The 18,884-nt window shown below is 68.1% G+C and carries 12 protein-coding genes; 8 read left to right on the top strand and 4 right to left on the bottom strand.

Features of this window, described 5'->3' with window-relative positions; translation table 11 throughout:
- The first annotated feature begins 247 nt into the window (after positions 1-247).
- From FFI87_RS05780 to FFI87_RS35320, 5 genes are all read left to right on the top strand, one after another.
- Positions 248-1,072, top strand: coding sequence for an IclR family transcriptional regulator (locus FFI87_RS05780; RefSeq protein WP_138848018.1), 825 nt, complete (start codon positions 248-250; stop codon positions 1,070-1,072).
- 244 nt (positions 1,073-1,316) lie between these two features.
- On the top strand, positions 1,317-2,735 hold the full coding sequence (locus tag FFI87_RS05775) for an MdtA/MuxA family multidrug efflux RND transporter periplasmic adaptor subunit (protein ID WP_138848019.1): 1,419 nt from the start codon (positions 1,317-1,319) through the stop codon (positions 2,733-2,735).
- A 15-nt stretch (positions 2,736-2,750) separates the two neighbouring features.
- Positions 2,751-5,870, top strand: a complete 3,120-nt coding sequence (locus tag FFI87_RS05770) for an MdtB/MuxB family multidrug efflux RND transporter permease subunit (protein ID WP_138848020.1) — start codon at positions 2,751-2,753, stop codon at positions 5,868-5,870.
- A 3-nt stretch (positions 5,871-5,873) separates the two neighbouring features.
- Entirely contained in the window at positions 5,874-9,182 is a 3,309-nt protein-coding gene (locus FFI87_RS05765) for an efflux RND transporter permease subunit (RefSeq protein ID WP_138848021.1), read from the top strand.
- Positions 9,183-9,456: 274 nt separating this feature from the next.
- The gene (locus tag FFI87_RS35320) at positions 9,457-9,840 is read left to right on the top strand and encodes a VOC family protein (RefSeq protein WP_012363454.1); all 384 of its coding nucleotides are present in this window, start codon (positions 9,457-9,459) and stop codon (positions 9,838-9,840) included.
- Positions 9,841-9,933: 93 nt separating this feature from the next.
- Here FFI87_RS35320 and FFI87_RS05755 read toward each other — a convergent pair whose 3' ends face one another.
- Positions 9,934-11,439 (bottom strand): NYN domain-containing protein, encoded by a 1,506-nt coding sequence (locus tag FFI87_RS05755; RefSeq protein ID WP_138848022.1) that lies wholly within the window; start codon positions 11,437-11,439, stop codon positions 9,934-9,936.
- Between the two features lie 262 nt (positions 11,440-11,701).
- Between FFI87_RS05755 and FFI87_RS05750 the strand changes: the two genes are divergently transcribed.
- Entirely contained in the window at positions 11,702-12,331 is a 630-nt protein-coding gene (locus FFI87_RS05750) for an SDR family oxidoreductase (protein WP_138848023.1), read from the top strand.
- A gap of 110 nt (positions 12,332-12,441) precedes the next feature.
- Here FFI87_RS05750 and FFI87_RS05745 read toward each other — a convergent pair whose 3' ends face one another.
- Entirely contained in the window at positions 12,442-12,993 is a 552-nt protein-coding gene (locus FFI87_RS05745) for a peroxiredoxin (protein WP_006758308.1), read from the bottom strand.
- Positions 12,994-13,274: 281 nt separating this feature from the next.
- Between FFI87_RS05745 and cdpA the strand changes: the two genes are divergently transcribed.
- Positions 13,275-15,014 (top strand): cyclic di-GMP phosphodiesterase CdpA, encoded by a 1,740-nt coding sequence (gene cdpA, locus FFI87_RS05740; RefSeq protein ID WP_193759174.1) that lies wholly within the window; start codon positions 13,275-13,277, stop codon positions 15,012-15,014.
- Between the two features lie 27 nt (positions 15,015-15,041).
- A complete protein-coding gene (locus FFI87_RS05735) occupies positions 15,042-16,565 on the top strand; it encodes an HDOD domain-containing protein (RefSeq protein WP_138848024.1) in 1,524 nt (507 codons plus the stop codon).
- Between the two features lie 96 nt (positions 16,566-16,661).
- Here FFI87_RS05735 and FFI87_RS05730 read toward each other — a convergent pair whose 3' ends face one another.
- Together FFI87_RS05730 and astE are read right to left on the bottom strand one after the other, a co-directional pair.
- On the bottom strand, positions 16,662-17,456 hold the full coding sequence (locus tag FFI87_RS05730) for an ABC transporter substrate-binding protein (protein ID WP_012363450.1): 795 nt from the start codon (positions 17,454-17,456) through the stop codon (positions 16,662-16,664).
- A 363-nt stretch (positions 17,457-17,819) separates the two neighbouring features.
- A complete protein-coding gene (gene astE, locus FFI87_RS05720; protein ID WP_186381719.1) occupies positions 17,820-18,881 on the bottom strand; it encodes a succinylglutamate desuccinylase in 1,062 nt (353 codons plus the stop codon).
- Between the last annotated feature and the right edge of the window lie 3 nt (positions 18,882-18,884).

The raw sequence follows: 18,884 nt of genomic DNA, 5'->3' as shown, positions 1-18,884 counted from the left end.
ACTCCTGAAACAATGTTTCGAAAACGTGAGACATTCTTTCCGTTTCCGCCCGACAAGTCAAGCGGTATTTGCACCGGCTCCTGCACTTTCCGGCAATGGTCATTTGAGGACTTTCCTAATAAACCAAGGGTGAACCCGTAAAATCCCATACGATGAACGATTCACCCACGGAACATGCATCTTTTGACAATCATCTTACGATACCAACAAAATTGAAATCGAGTTTCGGAAATAGAGAGAATTCCCCGTGTCGACATCTGTAACGCCTCCCGCACCCCGGGACCGTGAATCGGCGCCGGACGAGATCACCGCGCTCGCGCGCGGCCTCGCCGTGCTGCGCCGCATCGCGGCCGCCGACGCCCCCGTCAGCAACCGCGAGCTGACCGAATTGACGGGCATCCCGAAACCGACCGTGTCGCGCATCACGGCGACGCTCGTCAGCGCCGGCTTCCTGTTCCAGCTGCCCGACAGCGAGCGCTTCGTGCTGACCGCGTCGGTGCTGGAGCTGAGCCACGGGTTCCTGCGCAACTTCGATATCCGCGCGCGCTCTCGGCCGTTCATGATCGAACTCGCCGAACGCACGTCGCTGTCGGTGCACCTGGCGGTGCGCGACCGGCTCGACATGGTCGCGATCGACGTGATCCGGCCGCGCTCGGCCGTGCTCGTCACGCGCCTCGAGATCGGCTCGCGGATGGACATCGCGCGCACCGCGGTCGGCCGCGCGTATCTTGCGGCGCTGGAGGACGACGAGCGTCGCACGCTGCTCGACGCGCTGCGCGCGACGGCCGGCGACGACTGGCCGCACGTGTCGGCGCGCCTGAACCCCGGTCTCGAGGACGCGATGCGCGCGGGCCACGCGATCGCGATCGGCGAATGGCGCGAAGGGCTGAACGCGGTCGCGGCCGGCTTCGTCGGCCCGTCGGGCCAGCGCTACTCGGTGAACTGCGGCGGCGCATCGAGCCAGTGTTCGGCCGAATGGCTGCAGGAACACGTGGTGCCGGCGCTGCACGAATGCATCGCGAAAATCACCCGCGAAATCGGCGGCGCGCCGGCCCGGCGCAGCGCCGTGTAATCGATCCGTCACCGTCCCGTCGCGTTATGTAACGACCGTAACCCGTTGAAAGATAGACCGCTGGACTGTAACGGGGACGGGACGTAGCATCATGCCCATCGTCGTGCCGCATTCGCGGTGCGCACCGCTCTTTCCCGCGCGGACCGCCAGGGCCGTACCGAGCCGGCCCTCGCGGCATCGCATGCCCACGCGCCGCTCCACCCCCGTTTTCCGGCACGCCGCGCCGTCTTCCTGACAGAACACGATGGACAACCAACAAAAGCCCACGCCCCCTTCGAAGGATCCCGCCTCCCCTGCCGCCCGTCGCCCGCGCCGCACGCTGGTGATCGGGACGCTCGCAGTCGTCATCGGCGGCCTGCTGTGGTGGCACCCGTGGAGCCGCACGCCGGCCGGCACGCAGGCCGCAGGCAGCGCGGCCTCCGGTGCGAGCGCCGGCGGCGGTCATCGCGGCCGCGGCGGCCCGGCCGCGATGGCGAACATTCCGCAGCCCGTGTCGGTCGCGACCGCGACGCAAGGCGAGATGCCGATCGTGCTGTCCGCGCTCGGCACCGTGACGCCGCTCGCGAACGTGACGGTCAAGACGCAGCTGTCGGGCTATCTGCAGTCCGTCGCGTTCCAGGAAGGCCAGCTCGTCAAGAAGGGCGACCTGCTCGCGCAGATCGACCCGCGTCCGTACCAGGTCGCGCTCGAAAACGCCGAAGGCACGCACGCCCGCGACGCGGCATTGCTCGCGACGGCCCGCCTCGACCTGAAGCGCTACCAGACACTGCTGTCGCAGGACTCGATCGCATCGCAGACGGTCGACACGCAGGCGTCGCTCGTCAAGCAATACGAAGGAACGGTGAAGACCGACCAGGCGGCGATCGATTCCGCGAAGCTGAACCTCACGTACGCACGCATCACGGCACCGGTGTCGGGCCGCGTCGGCCTGCGCCAGGTCGACCCCGGCAACTACGTGACGGCGGGCGACACGAACGGCATCGTCGTGATCACGCAGATGCAGCCGATGAGCGTGATCTTCACGACGTCGGAAGACAACCTGTCACAGATCCTCAAGCAGGTGAACGCGGGCAAGAAGCTGTCGGTCACCGCGTACAACCGCAACAACACGGTGCCGCTCGAGACGGGCTCGCTCGAAACGCTCGACAACCAGATCGACACGAGCACCGGCACGGTCAAGCTGCGCGCGACGTTCGATAACAAGGAAGGCCTGCTGTTCCCGAATCAGTTCGTGAACACGCGCCTGCTCGTCGACGTGTTGCGCAATGCGACGATCGTGCCGACGGCCGCGGTGCTGACGGGCTCGATCGGCCAGTTCGTGTACATCGTGAAACCCGACAACACGGTGACGGTGCGCAAGGTCACGATCGGCCCGGTCGACGGCGAACGCACCAGCATCGTCAGCGGCGTCGCGCTCGGCGAGCGCGTGGTCACCGACGGCTCCGACCGGCTGCGCGAAGGCGCGAAGATCACGATCCCGGCCGACAAACCCAAAGGCGCGTCGGGCGCGCACGGCGCCGGCGCGGCGTCGGGTGCATCGGGTGCATCGGGTGCATCGGGTGCATCGGGTGCATCGGGTGCATCGGGTGCATCGGGTACGGCCGGCCACCGCGGCGGACACAAGCACGGCGCGTCGCAGGCCGCGGCCCCCGCGGTCCAGTAACGCGCGGGCCGCTCGATGAATCCATCCCGCCTCTTCATTCTCCGGCCGGTCGGCACCGCCCTCCTGATGGCGGCGATCATGCTGGCCGGTCTCGTCGCGCTGCGCTTCCTGCCGCTCGCGGCGCTGCCCGAAGTCGACTACCCGACGATCCAGGTTCAGACCTTCTACCCGGGCGCGAGCCCGGAGGTGATGACGTCGTCGGTCACGGCGCCGCTCGAGCGGCAATTCGGGCAGATGCCGTCGCTGAACCAGATGTCGTCGCAAAGCTCGGCCGGCGCGTCGGTGATCACGCTGCAGTTCTCGCTCGACCTGCCGCTCGACATCGCCGAGCAGGAAGTCCAGGCCGCGATCAACGCGGCCGGCAACCTGCTGCCGTCCGACCTCCCGGCCCCGCCGATCTACGCGAAGGTCAATCCGGCCGACGCGCCGGTGCTGACGCTCGCCATCACGTCGAAGACCTTGCCGCTCACGCAGGTGCAGGACCTGACCGATACGCGCCTCGCGATGAAGATCTCGCAGATCGCCGGCGTCGGCCTCGTCAGCCTGTCGGGCGGCAACCGGCCGGCCGTGCGGATCCAGGCAAACCCGACCGCGCTCGCGCAGTACGGGATGAACCTCGACGACCTGCGCACGACGATCTCGAACCTGAACGTGAACACGCCGAAGGGGAACTTCGACGGCCCGACGCGCGCGTACACGATCAACGCCAACGACCAGCTCACCAGCGCCGACCAGTACAACTCCGCGGTCGTCGCATACAAGAGCGGCCGCCCGGTGATGCTGACCGACGTCGCGAAGGTGGTCGCCGGCTCGGAGAACACCAAGCTCGGCGCGTGGGTGAACGCGGAGCCCGCGATCATCCTGAACGTGCAGCGCCAGCCGGGCGCGAACGTGATCGCGACCGTCGACGCGATCAAGGCGCAGTTGCCGAAGCTGCAGGAGACGCTGCCCGCGGCGCTCGACGTGCAGATCGTCACCGACCGCACTACGATGATCCGCGCCGCCGTGCGCGACGTGCAGTTCGAGCTGCTGCTCGCGGTCGCGCTGGTCGTGCTGGTGATGTACCTGTTTCTCGCGAACGTCTACGCGACGATCATCCCGAGCCTGTCGGTGCCGCTGTCGCTGATCGGCACGCTCGCGGTGATGTACCTGGCAGGCTTCTCGCTGAACAACCTGTCGCTGATGGCGCTCACCATCGCGACCGGCTTCGTCGTCGACGACGCGATCGTGATGATCGAGAACATCGCCCGCTACGTCGAGGAAGGCCACACGGGCCTCGAGGCCGCGCTGAAGGGATCGAGGCAGATCGGCTTCACGATCATCTCGCTGACGGTGTCGCTGATCGCGGTGCTGATCCCGCTGCTGTTCATGGGCGACGTGGTCGGCCGCCTGTTCCACGAATTCGCGATCACGCTCGCGGTGACGATCGTGATCTCGGCGATCGTGTCGCTCACGCTCGTGCCGATGATGTGCGCAAAGCTCCTGCGCCATTCGCCGCCGCCGGAAAGCCACCGCTTCGAGGCACGCGTGCACCGCGTGATCGACCGGGTGATCGCGCGCTACGGGGTCGCGCTCGAATGGGTGCTGAACCGCCAGGGCTCGACGCTCGTCGTCGCGCTGCTGACGCTCGCGCTGACCGCCCTGCTCTACGTGTACATACCGAAGGGCTTCTTCCCCGCGCAGGATACCGGCGTGATCCAGGCGATCACGCAGGCGCCGCAGTCGATCTCGTACGGCGCGATGGCCGAACGCCAGCAGGCGCTCGCGGCCGAGATCCTGAAGGATCCGAACGTCGAGAGCCTCACGTCGTTCATCGGCGTCGACGGCAGCAACATCACGCTGAACAGCGGCCGGATGCTGATCAACCTGAAGGCGCGCGACCACCGCTCCGAGTCGTCCGCGCAGATCATCCGCGACCTGCAGCAGCGCGTCGCGAACGTGACCGGCATCACGCTGTTCATGCAGTCGGTGCAGGATCTGACGATCGACTCCACCGTGAGCCCGACGCAGTACCAGTTCATGCTGACGAGCCCGAACCCCGACGAGTTCGCGACCTGGGTGCCGAAGCTCGTCACGCGGCTGCAGAAGGAGCCGTCGCTCGCCGACGTCGCGACCGACCTGCAGAGCAACGGCCAGTCGGTGTACATCGAGATCGACCGCGCCAGCGCCGCGCGCTTCGGCATCACGCCGGCGACCGTCGACAACGCGCTGTACGACGCGTTCGGCCAGCGCATCGTGTCGACGATCTTCACGCAGTCGAACCAGTACCGCGTGATTCTCGAGTCGGAGCCGAAGGAGCAGCATTACGCCGAATCGCTGAACGACATCTACCTGCCGTCCGCCGGCGGCGGCCAGGTGCCGCTGTCGTCGATCGCGTCGTTCCACGAACGGCCGTCGCCGCTGCTGATCGCGCACCTGTCGCAGTTTCCGTCGACGACGATCTCGTTCAACCTCGCGCCGGGCGCGTCGCTCGGCGAGGCCGTGAAGGCGATCGGCGCCGCCGAGAAGGACATCGGCCTGCCCGGCTCGTTCCAGACGCGCTTCCAGGGCGCGGCGCTCGCGTTCCAGGCGTCGCTGTCGAACCAGCTGTTCCTGATCCTCGCGGCGGTCGTCACGATGTACATCGTGCTCGGCGTGCTGTACGAGAGCTACATCCACCCGATCACGATCCTGTCGACGCTGCCGTCAGCCGGCGTCGGCGCGCTGCTCGCGCTGATGATCACCGGGCACGACCTCGACATCATCGGGATCATCGGGATCGTGCTGCTGATCGGCATCGTGAAGAAGAACGCGATCATGATGATCGACTTCGCGCTCGAGGCCGAACGGGTCGAAGGCAAGCCGCCGCGCGAGGCGATCTACCAGGCGTGCCTGCTGCGCTTCCGGCCGATCCTGATGACGACGCTCGCCGCGCTGCTCGGCGCGGTGCCGCTGATCGTCGGCGCGGGCGCGGGCTCCGAGCTGCGCCAGCCGCTCGGGATCGCGATCGCCGGCGGCCTGATCGTGTCGCAGGTGCTGACGCTGTTCACGACGCCGGTGATCTATCTCGGCTTCGACAGCCTCGCACGCCGCGCGCGCGGCTGGTTCGAGCGGTACGGCCCCGGCGCCGATTCCGGCAAGCACACGGGTGCCTAAGCGATGAACCTGTCGCGCCCCTTCATCACCCGCCCCGTCGCGACGACGCTGCTCGCGCTCGGCGTCGCGCTCGCCGGCCTGTTCGCGTTCATCAAGCTGCCGGTGTCGCCGCTGCCGCAGGTCGACTTCCCGACCATCTCGGTGCAGGCGTCGCTGCCCGGCGCGAGCCCCGAGACCGTCGCGACCAGCGTGACGAGCCCGCTCGAGCGGCACTTGGGCTCGATCGCCGACGTCAGCGAAATGACGTCGACCAGCACGGTCGGCAACGCGCGGATCATCCTGCAGTTCGGTCTGAACCGCGACATCGACGGCGCCGCGCGCGACGTGCAGGCCGCGATCAACGCGGCGCGCGCCGACCTGCCCGCCTCGCTCAAAAGCAACCCGACGTACCGCAAGGTCAACCCGGCCGACTCGCCGATCATGATCGTGTCGCTCACGTCGGAAACGTCGTCGCCGGCGAAGCTGTACGACGCCGCGTCGACGGTGCTGCAGCAGTCGCTGTCGCAGATCGACGGGATCGGCCAGGTGTCGGTGAGCGGCTCCGCGAACCCGGCCGTGCGCGTCGAGCTCGAACCGCATGCGCTGTTCCACTACGGGATCGGCCTCGAGGACGTGCGGGCCGCGCTCGCGTCCGCGAACGCGAACAGCCCGAAGGGCGCGATCGAATTCGGCCCGAAGCACTACCAGCTCTATACGAACGACCAGGCGTCGCATGCGTCGCAGTACAGCGACCTGGTCGTCGCGTACCGCAACGGCGCGGCCGTGCGGCTGTCCGACCTGTCGGAGGTCGTCGACTCGGTCGAGGACCTGCGCAACCTCGGCCTGTCGAACGGCAAGCGCGCGGTGCTCGTGATCCTCTACCGCTCGCCCGGCGCGAACATCATCGAGACGATCGACCGCGTGCGCACCGCGCTGCCGCAGCTCACCGCGTCGCTGCCGGCCGACATCACGGTGACGCCGGTGCTCGACCGTTCGACGACGATCCGGGCGTCGCTGAAGGACACCGAGCACACGCTGCTGATCGCGATCAGCCTCGTCGTGATGGTCGTGTTCCTGTTCCTGCGCAACTGGCGCGCGACGCTGATTCCGAGCGTCGCGGTGCCGATCTCGATCATCGGCACGTTCGGCGCGATGTACCTGCTCGGCTTCTCGATCGACAATCTGTCGCTGATGGCGCTGATCGTCGCAACCGGTTTCGTCGTCGACGATGCGATCGTCGTGCTCGAGAACATCACGCGTCACATCGAGAACGGCAAGCCGCGGCTGCAGGCCGCGTTCGACGGCGCGCGCGAGGTCGGCTTCACGGTCCTGTCGATGAGCATCTCGCTCGTCGCGGTGTTCCTGCCGATCCTGCTGATGGGCGGCATTGTCGGGCGCCTGTTCCGCGAATTCGCGCTGACGCTGTCGCTCGCGATCGCGGTATCGCTCGCGGTCTCGCTGACGGTCACGCCGATGATGTGCGCGCGGCTGCTGCGCGAGCCGCACGACGCGCACGAGGAAGGCCGCCTCGGCCGGTTCCTGGAGCGCTTCTTCACGCGGATGCAGCGTGGCTACGAGCACTCGCTGTCGTGGGCGCTGCGCCGCCCGCTGCTGGTCCTGCTGATCCTGTTCGCGACGATCGGGCTGAATGTCTATCTGTACATCATCGTGCCGAAGGGCTTCTTTCCGCAGCAGGACACCGGGCTGATGATCGGCGGCATTCGGGCCGACCAGTCCACGTCGTTCCAGGCCATGAAACAGAAGTTCACCGAGATGATGCGGATCGTGCAGAGCAACCCGAACGTGCAGAGCGCCGCGGGCTTTACCGGCGGCACGCAGACCAATTCGGGCTTCATGTTCGTCACGCTGAAGGACCGCACCGAGCGCAAGCTGTCGGCCGACCAGGTGATCCAGCAGCTGCGCAAGCCGCTGGCGGATGTCGCCGGCGCGAGCACGTTCCTGCAGGCGGCTCAGGACATCCGCGTCGGCGGCCGGCAGAGCAACGCGCAATACCAGTTCACGCTGCTCGGCGATTCGAGCGCCGACCTGTACAAGTGGGGGCCGCTGCTGACCGAGGCGCTGCAGAAGCGCGCCGAGCTGACCGACGTCAACTCGGACCAGCAGCAAGGCGGGCTGGAGGCGATGGTGACGATCGACCGCGCGACCGCCGCGCGGCTCGGCATCAAGCCCGCGCAGATCGACAACACGCTGTACGACGCGTTCGGCCAGCGCCAGGTCTCGACGATCTACAACCCGCTGAACCAGTACCACGTGGTAATGGAAGTCGCGCCGAAATACTGGCAGAGCCCGCAAATGCTGAACGAAGTGTGGATCAGCACGTCGGGCGGCAGCGCGAACGGCTCGCAGTCGACCAACGCGGCGGCCGGCACCTTCGTCGCGACCTCGGCCGGCACGTCGAGCGCCGGCACGGCCGCCACCAGCGCCGCGGCGATCGCGTCCGATTCCGCGCGCAACCAGGCGTTGAACTCGATCGCGTCGAGCGGCAAGTCGAGCGCGTCGTCGGGCGCGGCGGTGTCGACGTCGAAGTCGACGATGATCCCGCTGTCCGCGATCGCGACCTTCGGCCCGAGCACGACACCGCTGTCGGTCAACCACCAGGGCCTCTTCGTCGCGACGACGATCTCGTTCAACCTGCCGCCGGGCGTGTCGCTGTCGCAGGCGACCCAGGCGATCTACCAGACGATGGCGCAGATCGGCGTGCCGCCGACGATCGTCGGCAGCTTCCAGGGCACCGCGCAGGCGTTCCAGCAATCGCTGAACAACCAGCCGATCCTGATCCTCGCGGCGCTGCTGGCCGTCTACATCGTGCTCGGGATCCTGTACGAGAGCTACATCCATCCGATCACGATCCTGTCGACGCTGCCGTCGGCCGGCGTCGGCGCACTGCTCGCGCTGCTGCTGTTCAAGACGGAATTCAGCATCATCGCGCTGATCGGCGTGATCCTGCTGATCGGCATCGTGAAGAAGAACGCGATCATGATGGTCGACTTCGCGATCGACCAGACGCGCCACGGCAACAAGTCGTCGTTCGATGCGATCCACGAGGCGTGCCTGCTGCGCTTCCGGCCGATCATGATGACAACGATGGCGGCGCTCCTCGGCGCGCTGCCGCTCGCGTTCGGCCATGGCGACGGCGCCGAGCTGCGCGCGCCGCTCGGGATCGCGATCGCCGGCGGCCTGATCATGTCGCAGGTGCTGACGCTCTATACGACGCCGGTCGTCTATCTGTACATGGACCGGCTGCGCGTGTGGGGCGAGAAGCGCCGCAACCGCCGCGGCAATTCGGGCGGGCCGGCGGTGGCCGGGGAGTAACGTGTAGCGGCACGCGGCGGGATGCGGGGCGACGCGGCGTGGAGCGTGGAGCGGCGCGGCGATGCTTGGCGGCGCAAAAAGCCGCGCCAATGACCTTGGCTCCCGAAAAAGTAGCCGATCGTCCAGATCGTTTCAGCCGACGATTCACGTGCGTCCGCCGGGGCCGCCGACGCAGAGGCTGCCGCGTTCGCCCCGGGGTCGAGGCTTGCGCGCCGACGGCGATCGACTATCGTGTGTCCATGCCCACCCTCGCGCCCGTTCCCGGGAGCCCGCCATGAACGTCCAGCTCAACCATACGATCGTCTGGTGTCGCGACAAGCACGCGTCGAGCCGCTTCCTCACCGAACTTCTGGAGTTGCCGGCTCCGACGCCGTTCGGCCCGATGCTGGTCGTGCCGCTCGAGAACGGCGTGTCGCTCGATTTTTATGAAAAGGAGGGAGAGATCGCGTCCCAGCACTACGCATTCCTGACCGACGAGGCCGGCTTCGATCGCGTGTACGCGCGCATTCGCGAGCGCGGTCTGCCGCACTGGGCCGATCCGGCGAAGCGGCAGACCGGTGAGATCTACCGCCATCACGGCGGACGCGGCGTGTATTTCGACGATCCGGACGGTCACTTCCTCGAAGTGATGACGCAGCCGTACGTGCTGAACGGATAACGGGACGCGTCGGCCGGCGTTGCACCGGCCGGCGAGGTGAGACAAGCGGCGCCCGCGGTCGGACGCCGCCCCGCGCGGCCAACGCGGCCAGCGTTACTCGGCAGCGGTGGCCGTCTTGCGCGGACGACGCGCGCGGGGAGCCGTCTTGCGGGCCGGCTTTTTCGGCTTTGCAGCCGCAGCTTCGCCAGCCGCCTCACCGGTCGATTCGGCAGCCGGTGCCGCTTCGGGTGCGGGCTGCGCGGCAGCCGCCGGAGCGCCGTACTCGCCAGCCGTCGGCGCCGCGACGTGCCGCTCCTCACGATGCTCCATGTCGCGATGCGTCGCTTCGGCAGGCATGCCTTGCGCGTGCTTGTCGCCACCATGCTTCGCACCGCCGTGCGCGGCCTCGTCCGGCTTCGCCGCCGCCTGCCGGCCGGCGCCCTTCGCGTCGCCGCCCTTCTTGGCGCCGGTCTTCTTCGCCGCGCTCTTGCGCGCGCGCTTGCGGCCGTCCTTCGCGTCGCCGTGCGTGTCGGCCACTTCAGTCGCTTCAGTCACTACAGTCGCCTCGGCCGTCGCTGCCGGCACGAGCGCCACTTCGTCCGTGACATCGACGACGGCCGCCTCCTGCGCGTCGGCCTGCACGCTTTCCTGCACGGCTGCTCCCGCCCGCTGCCCGCGACGCCGCGGCTGGCGCTCGGCCGGTGCCGCTTCCGCGTGGCGTGCGCCGTGACCATGATGCGCGCCGTGACCATGGTGCGTGCCGCCCGTATCGCGTGCCGCCGCCTGCTCCACCGCGGACGACTGGCGCGGCCGCGACACGAACGCGCCCGACTTGTCGTCGCGGCCCACTTCGAGCAGCCCGCGCGCCTGCGCCTCGTCGAGCAGGTTGCCGAACGCGCGGAAGCCGTAATACGACTCGTTGAAGTCCGGCTTGCGGCGCTTGATCGCGCTCTTGAGCACCGACGCCCAGATCTTGCCGACGTCGTCGCGCTCCGATGCCAACGCATCGAACGTCTCGACCGCGAGCGCGATCGCCTCGCTGCGGCGCGCTTCCAGCTCCGGCTTGCGCGACGGTTCGTCCGGCCGCTTCGCGCCGCCGTTACCGGCGTGCTGCTGTTCGCGCTTCGCCTGCGCGCGCTGCTGCTCGCGCACCAGGTCGTCGTAGAAAATGAATTCGTCGCAGTTCGCTACCAGCAGGTCCGACGTCGACTTCTTCACGCCGACCCCGATCACCTTCTTCGCGTTCTCGCGCAGCTTCGACACCAGCGGCGAAAAATCCGAGTCGCCGCTGATGATGACGAACGTGTCGACGTGCGACTTCGTATAGCAGAGATCGAGCGCGTCCACGACGAGCCGGATGTCGGCCGAGTTCTTGCCCGACTGGCGCACGTGCGGAATCTCGATCAGCTCGAAGCTCGCCTCGTGCATCGACGCCTTGAAGCCCTTGTAGCGCTCCCAGTCGCAATATGCCTTCTTCACGACGATGCTGCCCTTCAGCAGCAGCCGCTCCAGCACGGGCTGGATGTCGAATTTCTCGTACTTCGCGTCGCGCACGCCGAGCGCGACGTTCTCGAAGTCGCAGAACACGGCCATGCTGACGTTGTCCAGGGGTAATGCCATGTGTACTCCAACCGGTTGGTCGCCGCGTTGCATTGCGTCGCGGCGAAAAATGCATCGCGCACATGATAGCCGGTCAGCGGGTCGATTCCGCAATCGATGCGCACGATGACGTGCCGGTGGAGGCCTTCCGGAGTCGCGCCGGCAAGCCTCGAGCGGTGCGTCCCTCATTACCTGCACGCCGCCGGCCCAAATCGACATACACTTGAGTATCGGTCGTCCGTCCCTATCTGGGAGGATGACGCATCGTGCAAGGAGCGGTTTCATGACGACGAAGGTACTGCTGATTGGTGCGACCGGCCGCACGGGCCAGGCCTGCGCGGATCTGCTGCTCAAGCAGCCGGAATTCGAGGTGACAGCGCTGGTGCGCCGGCACGGCTATGCGCTGCCGGGCGCGAAGGTCGTCGAGGCCGATCTGACGGGCGATTTCTCGCACGCATTCCAGGGCATCACGCACGTGATCTACGCGGCCGGTTCGGCCGAATCGGAAGGCGCCGCCGAAGAGGAGCAGATCGACCGCGACGCGGTCGCGCGCGCGGCCGAGCATGCGCTCGCCTACAACGTGCAGAAGCTGGTCGTGATCAGTTCGCTGACCGCGTACTGGCCGGAGCGCAGCGGCGACGCGCTGCGGCACTACTCGCAGATGAAACGCGAAGGCGACGAGCGCGTGATCGCGTCGGGCATCGACTACGTGATCCTGCGCCCCGGCCCGCTCTCGGACAGCCCGGGCGTCGGCAAGATCGCACTGACCGAGGAGCCGCTGAACGCGGCGCCGCCGGTGTCGCGCCAGGATGTCGCATGGGCCGCGATCGAGGCGATCAAGCTGGGCATTTCGCGCAAGGTCATCGGCTTCGTCGGCGGCGGCGTGCCGATCGAACAGGCATTGCGCGCGTAACGTAGGTCCGGCACACCCTGCACGCCCGCGCCGCCATCCGGCAGCGCGTTTCTCATCGTGCTTGCGGCCCCCGCGGCGGGCCGCCTTGCCGCGGGCTCCCCGCCTGCGGCTTATTGCTTCGGATGCGCGTCGGCCCACGCCTTGACCGCGCCGAGCGTATTCTCCACGTGCTTGTCGGGTGACAGGCTCGTGTACTCGTACAGCACCTTCCCTTCCGGCGAAATCACGTAGGACACACGGTTCGCGCGATCGAGCGCGGGCAGCTTCGCGTCATATTCGCGGATGATCTTCGCGTCCGGATCGGCCGCGACCGGGAATTTGCTGCGGCACTCGCTCACCGAGAACTTGGTCAGCGTGTCGATGTTGTCGGCCGACACGCCGATCACCGTCGCGCCGTAAGCTTTGTAACGATCGACCGCATCCGCGAACGCATGCGCCTCGATGGTGCAACCCTTCGTGAACGCGGCCGGGTAGAAATACAGCACGACCGGCCCGTGCTTCAGCGCATCGGCGAGCGAGTACGTGTAAGTCTTGCCGCCCAGCGACGCCTGCGTCGTGAAGTCGGGCGCCGTTGCGCCCGGCTTCAATTGCGCCTGCGCGACCAGCGCATGACCGGCCACCAGCAGCGCCGCCGCGGCGCCCACCAATAGTTTTCGCTTCATCTGTGTCCTCATTTCTTATACAGTCAGCCTCGATGTGGGCCATGCTGCGTTCGACCATCGAACGCCGCATGCACGACCCGGTCCGGCGGCAGCGCAAGCCGCTGCCGGCCGGCCGGTTAAAGATTCCGCGCAACTTGCCGTTATTCCTTCCGGACAACCGGTTCCAGCCCTTCACGTCAGCGAGAAACATGGAAGCCAACAGGAAACAGACGCCACGCAAGGGCTCCTGGCGCAATGCCTTGCATACGCTGCGCCGCTTCGCCTGGTCGGGCGGCGCGCTGATGCCTGCGCGCGCCGGCGCGCCGCGCCGCGACGACACCGTGCGCAACTGGCTGGAACAGACGGTCGGCACGGTGGATTTCCTCGCCCATGTCGACCGCGAGCTGCGCTTTCTGTACGTATCCGACGCGAGCCTGCGTTTCATCGGTTATCACCGCGACTACCTGCACACGCTGACGCTGCGCGACCTGATCGCCGAACAGGATACCGCGACGCTCGAAGGCCTGCTCGCACGTGCCGCGCGTTCCGGCCAGGTCGAGAAAGCGACGATCTGCATCGTCAAGTCGCTCACCTACCCGCTCGACGTCGAGATCCGCGCGTTCAAGAGCCGTCACCACGGCGTCGACGGCTTCGCGATCGCGGCGTTCGACGTGACGGCCTGGCGGGCGCTCGAAGCGCGTCTGACGTACGAGATGCACCACGATCCGATGACGGGGCTCGACAACCTGTCCGCGCTCGTGCCCGCGCTGATGCGCGCGCAGCAGGCGGCCGACGAGAGCGGCACGTGCGCGGCGCTGCTGCTGCTCGACCTCGACGATTACCAGCGCATCAACCGCGCGCTCGGCTACGACGCCGGCGACACGCTGCTGCGCGACACCGCGCAGCGGCTGCGGGCGCTCGTCGCGCCCGGCGAGCAGCTCGCACGGGTCGCGAGCGACAAGTTCGCGGTGGTGTTGACCGCGCCGAACCGCGCGCGCGCGAGCGATGCCGCTGATGCGCTCGCGCGCCGGCTGCAGGCCGCGGTGCGCGAACCTTACGTCTTTCAGGGACAGACCGTGCACTTGTCCGCGAGCATCGGCATCGCGCTGTACCCGGACGAGCGCGCGGCGCCCCATCGCGCGCAACACCACAGCCCGCTGCTGCGCCGCGCCGACCATGCGCTCGCGCAGGCGAAGGCGTCGGGCGGCAATGCGCTCGCGTTTCACGAGCCGGTCGACGACCCGGCCGACGCGGAGCGGCTCAAGCTCGAGGCCGACCTGTACGACGGCGTGCGCAACGGCGAGTTCTCGCTCCACTTCCAGCCGATCACGCGCAGCCAGTCGGGCGCGGTGGACGGCGTCGAGGCGCTGATCCGCTGGCGGCATCCGGTGCACGGCCTCGTGCCGCCGGCCACCTTCATTCCGCTCGCCGAATCGATCGGCCTGATCAACTATCTCGGCAACTGGGTGCTCAAGGCCGCGTGCATGCAGCTCGTCGCGTGGGACCGCCAGGGGCTCGCGCTGCAGTACGTGGCGGTCAACGTGTCGCCGCAGCAGTTCCGCGACCCGCGCTTCACGCAGAGCGTGCGCGAGGCGATCGCGCTGACGGGCATCGACCCGCGCCGCATCGTGCTCGAAATCACCGAAAGCCTGCTGATGCACGATCCCGCGCAGGCGAAGATGCTGCTCGAGGAGCTGACCGAGCTCGGCATCCGCTTCGCGATCGACGATTTCGGCACCGGCTATTCGAGCCTCGCGTACCTGCAGCGCTTCCCGCTCGCGAAGCTGAAGATCGACCGCAGCTTCGTCGAGAACCTGCTGACGTCGCGCAACGATCGCGCGATCGTGTCTGCGGTGGTCGGCCTCGCGCAGACGCTCGATCTCGAGCTCGTCGCGGAAGGCGTCGAGACCGAGGCGCAGCGCGAACTGCTGACCGAAATGGGCTGCAACCACATCCAGGGCTGGCTCGTGTGCCAGGCGCTGCCGTCCGAGGAGCTCGCGCGGCGCTTCGAGGCGCAGCAGTTGCGCCTGCACGCCGCCTGACGCGCGCAGCGAACCGGACAGATTCGAATGTCAATCACCGCACACCTGCCCCGCACGGCGCTGCTCGACAAGCTATGGGCCCGGATGAACGAACGGGGCGACTTCCCGCTGCTGTCGGAATCGCTGCGCGCGACGATGGCCGCGATGAAGAACGACGACCTCGACTTCACCGCGCTCGTACGCGTCGTACTGTCGGATTTCGCGCTCACGCAGAAAGTCCTGCGGCTCGCCAATTCCGCGATGTACATGGCGTTCGGCGGCAACATCACGACCGTCACGCGAGCCCTGATGGTGCTCGGCATGGACACGGTCGGCCATCTCGTCGTCGGGCTGAAGCTCGTCGATCATTTCCACCACAGCACGCCGCGCCGCATCGACGCGAAGCTCGAGCTGAACCGCGCGCTGCTGTCCGGCTGCGTCGCCCGCAAGCTGACCGAGCATGCGGAACTGCGCGGCGGCGAGGAAGCGGTCGTCTGCACGCTGATGCGCCAGGTCGGCAAGCTGCTCGTGGTCTGCTATCTCGACAGCGAATGGGACCGGATCCGCCGCCGCGCCGCCGAGCTGAACGGCGACGACGCGGCCGCGTGCATCGACGTGCTCGGCGTCGGCTTCGACGAAATCGGCCTGGAGGCCGCCGCGAGCTGGCGCTTGCCCGACGTGATCCGCGCCGGGATGGCCGACGGTGACGGCCGCGCCGCGCACGCCGCCCACCGCGACGAACGCGAAGAAGACGACGAAGACGAGCGCGACGACCGCCGGCGCCCCGCGGCCTGTGCCGACGAAGGCGCCGACCGCGTGCGCTGGCTGCGTTCGGTGAGCCGCTGCTCGACCGATTTCGCCGGTGCGCTCGCGATGCCCGCGGGCCCGCAGCGCGACGCGCACATCGCGGTGCTCGCGCAGCGCTATGGGCAGGAGCTGGAGATCGATGCCGACGCGCTGGTGGAGATCGCCGACCGGCTCGCACGCGAGGAAGCGAGCGACACCGTGATGCGCGAGATCGTCGAGCTGCGTGCGAACGCCGACGCGATCGCACGGGCGCAGCCCGAACCCGAGGCATGCCTCGAGGCCGGCCTCGCGGACCTGCGCGCGCTGCCGTCCGAGCACGTGCTGATGCCGGTGCTCGCGCTTGCGTCGGAAAGCCTGCTCGCGGGGCTCGCGTTCACGCGCACCGTGATGTTCGTGCGCCGCGACGACGGCATGTTCGCCGCGCGCCTCGGCTTCGGGCCGGACGTCGATGCGGCGCTCGACCGGCTGTGCTTCGACGAGCGCTTCGAGCCGGACGTGTTCCATCTCGCGATCACGAACTCGGTCGGCATCTTCATCGAGCAGGCGCAGGAGCCGAAGATGATGAAGCGCCTGCCCGCGTGGTACCTCGATGCGCTTCCCGACACGCGCGCGTTCGTGCTGCTGCCGGTGCGCGTCGGCACGACGACCGTCGGCCTGCTGTACGGCGACTGGGCCGGCGCGCAGCCCGCGCGCAAGATCACGCAGCAGGAGATGAGCGTGCTCAACGAGCTCGCGCGCGAACTGGGGCGGTTCTTCCCCGCGTGACGCACGCGGCACGCCGCCTTGTGCGCGAGAAGCGGCGCCCCAAAAGCAAACCGGCCGCGAAAGCGGCCGGCTGCGTCGTGCGACGGATCGAAACGCTTACTTGAGCGTGACCGGCACGCTGAAGTACTTCTTCGCGAGGTTGTCGATCGTGCCGTCGGCCTTCAGCCCCTTCAGCGCCTGATCGAGCGCGGTCTTCAGCGCCGCGTCGTTCTTGCGCAGGCCGAAGCCGACGCCCGAGCCGAGGATCTCGGCATCGGCCACCGTGCCGCCGGCGAAGCCGAAGCCCTGGCCTTGCGGCTTCGACAGGAAGCCCTTCGAGCCCGCTTCCGAATCCTGGAACGTCGCGTCGAGACGGCCCGACTTCAGGTCGGCGTAGGCCAGGTCCTGCGTCTGGTACGGCACGACCTCGACACCGGCCGGCGCCCACTTCTTCTTCGCGTACGCTTCCTGGATCGTGCCCTGCAGCACGCCGACCCGCTTGCCCTTCAGCGCTTGCGGGGTCGGCTGGAGGCCGCTGCCCTGCTTCGCGATCAGCTGGTTCGGGATCGTGTAGATCGGATCGGTGAACGCGATCGCGTGCTTGCGCTGGTCGGTGATCGTCATGTCCGAGTTGATCGCATCGAACTTGCGCGCCTGCAGCGCGGGGATCAGGCCGTCGAAGTCGTTCTCGACCCACACGCACTTCACGTTCAGCTTCGCGCACACCGCGTTGCCGATGTCGATGTCGAAGCCGGTCAGCTTGCCGTCGGGCGTCTTGTATTCGAACGGCGCGTACGAGGCCTCCACGCCGAACCGGATCTCCTTCAGATCCGCCGCCATCGCGCTGCCTGCCGCCACGGCCGTTGCCGCCACTACCGCGTGCGCGGCCACTTTACGCCAATCCAACTTCATCAGGTGTTCTCCTCGATACTCGAATGTTCCGGAACTACGGGCGCTTGCATCATTGCCGGGCCGGATGACCACGACAATCCCGATGCCGCGCCTTGATGCGGCGCAACAGCCGCAAGGCGGCGATTGTACCAATCCGCACGGCCCGATACGGCAAAGCGGCCGCCAGCGCGCGATGCTGCGTTGCGTGCGCCGGCGTCGGCCCGGCCGTTCGTCGAACTTGCAAGACGATGTCGCAAATACGCAAGGGCCGATGCCTGGCCGCCGCGTGCGCGGCGGACGGACGTACGTCAACCCCAAAATGCGAACGCGACGCGACGATGCGCGGGCTGCCGATCTCCGCAGTCGCGCGCCACCGCGCATCGCTCAGACGAGCGCGGCGAGCGTGTCGCGCGTCGTGTCGACGACGAGCAGGCCCGCGCGCAAGCCCGGCTTCACCGACGGATTCGGGAACACGATGCGCTCCTCGTCGTGCTTCACCGTATAGCGGTAGTCGCCGTCCTGCGCGAGCACGGTGCCGCGCGCGAACGCGGTGAAGTTCGCGACGTCGGCCGCGACGAACAGCTCGAGCGCGTCGCTCTGCTTCGTGATCTGGTCGATCACGGTGAACACACGCGGCAACGGCGCATGGCCTCCTCGCGCATCGACATCACGCGGCGCGCCCGACACGAGCTTGCGCACCGCGCGGTCGGCCGGCGCGAAGCGCGACAGATCGTTCTGGCCGAACGGCCGCACCTTGCCGAGTTCCAGCGTGCACGCGAGCGCGCCGCACTGCTCGGCCGTGAAGTGCGAATACGTGTTGCCCTTCGCGGTATGCAGCAGCACGGCCGCGATGCGCGCTTCGCCGAGCCATTCGACCATCGCGCGGGTCGGCGGCGTGCCCGTGTGCGGCAGCAGCGCGAACTGCTCGAACACCGATGCGCGAATCGCCGTGTGCATGTCGACGTGCCAGCGTGCACCGCCCGCCGGCGCGGCCGCGAAGAACGCGGCGGCCGCCGCTTCGAGCTGCGCCGCGCGCGGCGCTTCGCGGCTCGTCGGCACGTGCGTGTGACGGCCGCTGAACAGGCGGTTCAGGTCGTCGTCGAGATAGCGCTCGCCCGCGCGCATCGCCGGCACGTTGCCGAGCACGACGAGCAGCCGGCACGCGAGCGGCAGCGTGCCCGCCGCGAGATCATGCACGAGCATCGACAGCAGCTCGATCGGCGCGGTCTCGTCACCATGCACGCCGGCCGACACGAGCACGCTCGCGCGCGCCGACGCGTCTGCGTCGCCCGCCGCATCGCGTGCGGCCGGCTCGAACGCGAGCAGCCCGTCGCCGAGCCATTGCCAGCGCACCGCGCCGTCCGCGCATGTGCCGTCCTTCACGGCCGGCGGGCCGCCAGCGAGCGTAAACGCGAGGAAGTCGTCGAGCAGCGCGGCGGCCGGCATGCG

Origin of the sequence: Burkholderia sp. KBS0801 (genome assembly GCF_005937855.2) — a bacterium.
GTDB lineage: Bacteria > Pseudomonadota > Gammaproteobacteria > Burkholderiales > Burkholderiaceae > Burkholderia > Burkholderia ambifaria.
The sequence above is the reverse complement of the archived record's forward strand: the minus strand, read 5'-3'. Positions and strand labels throughout refer to the sequence as shown.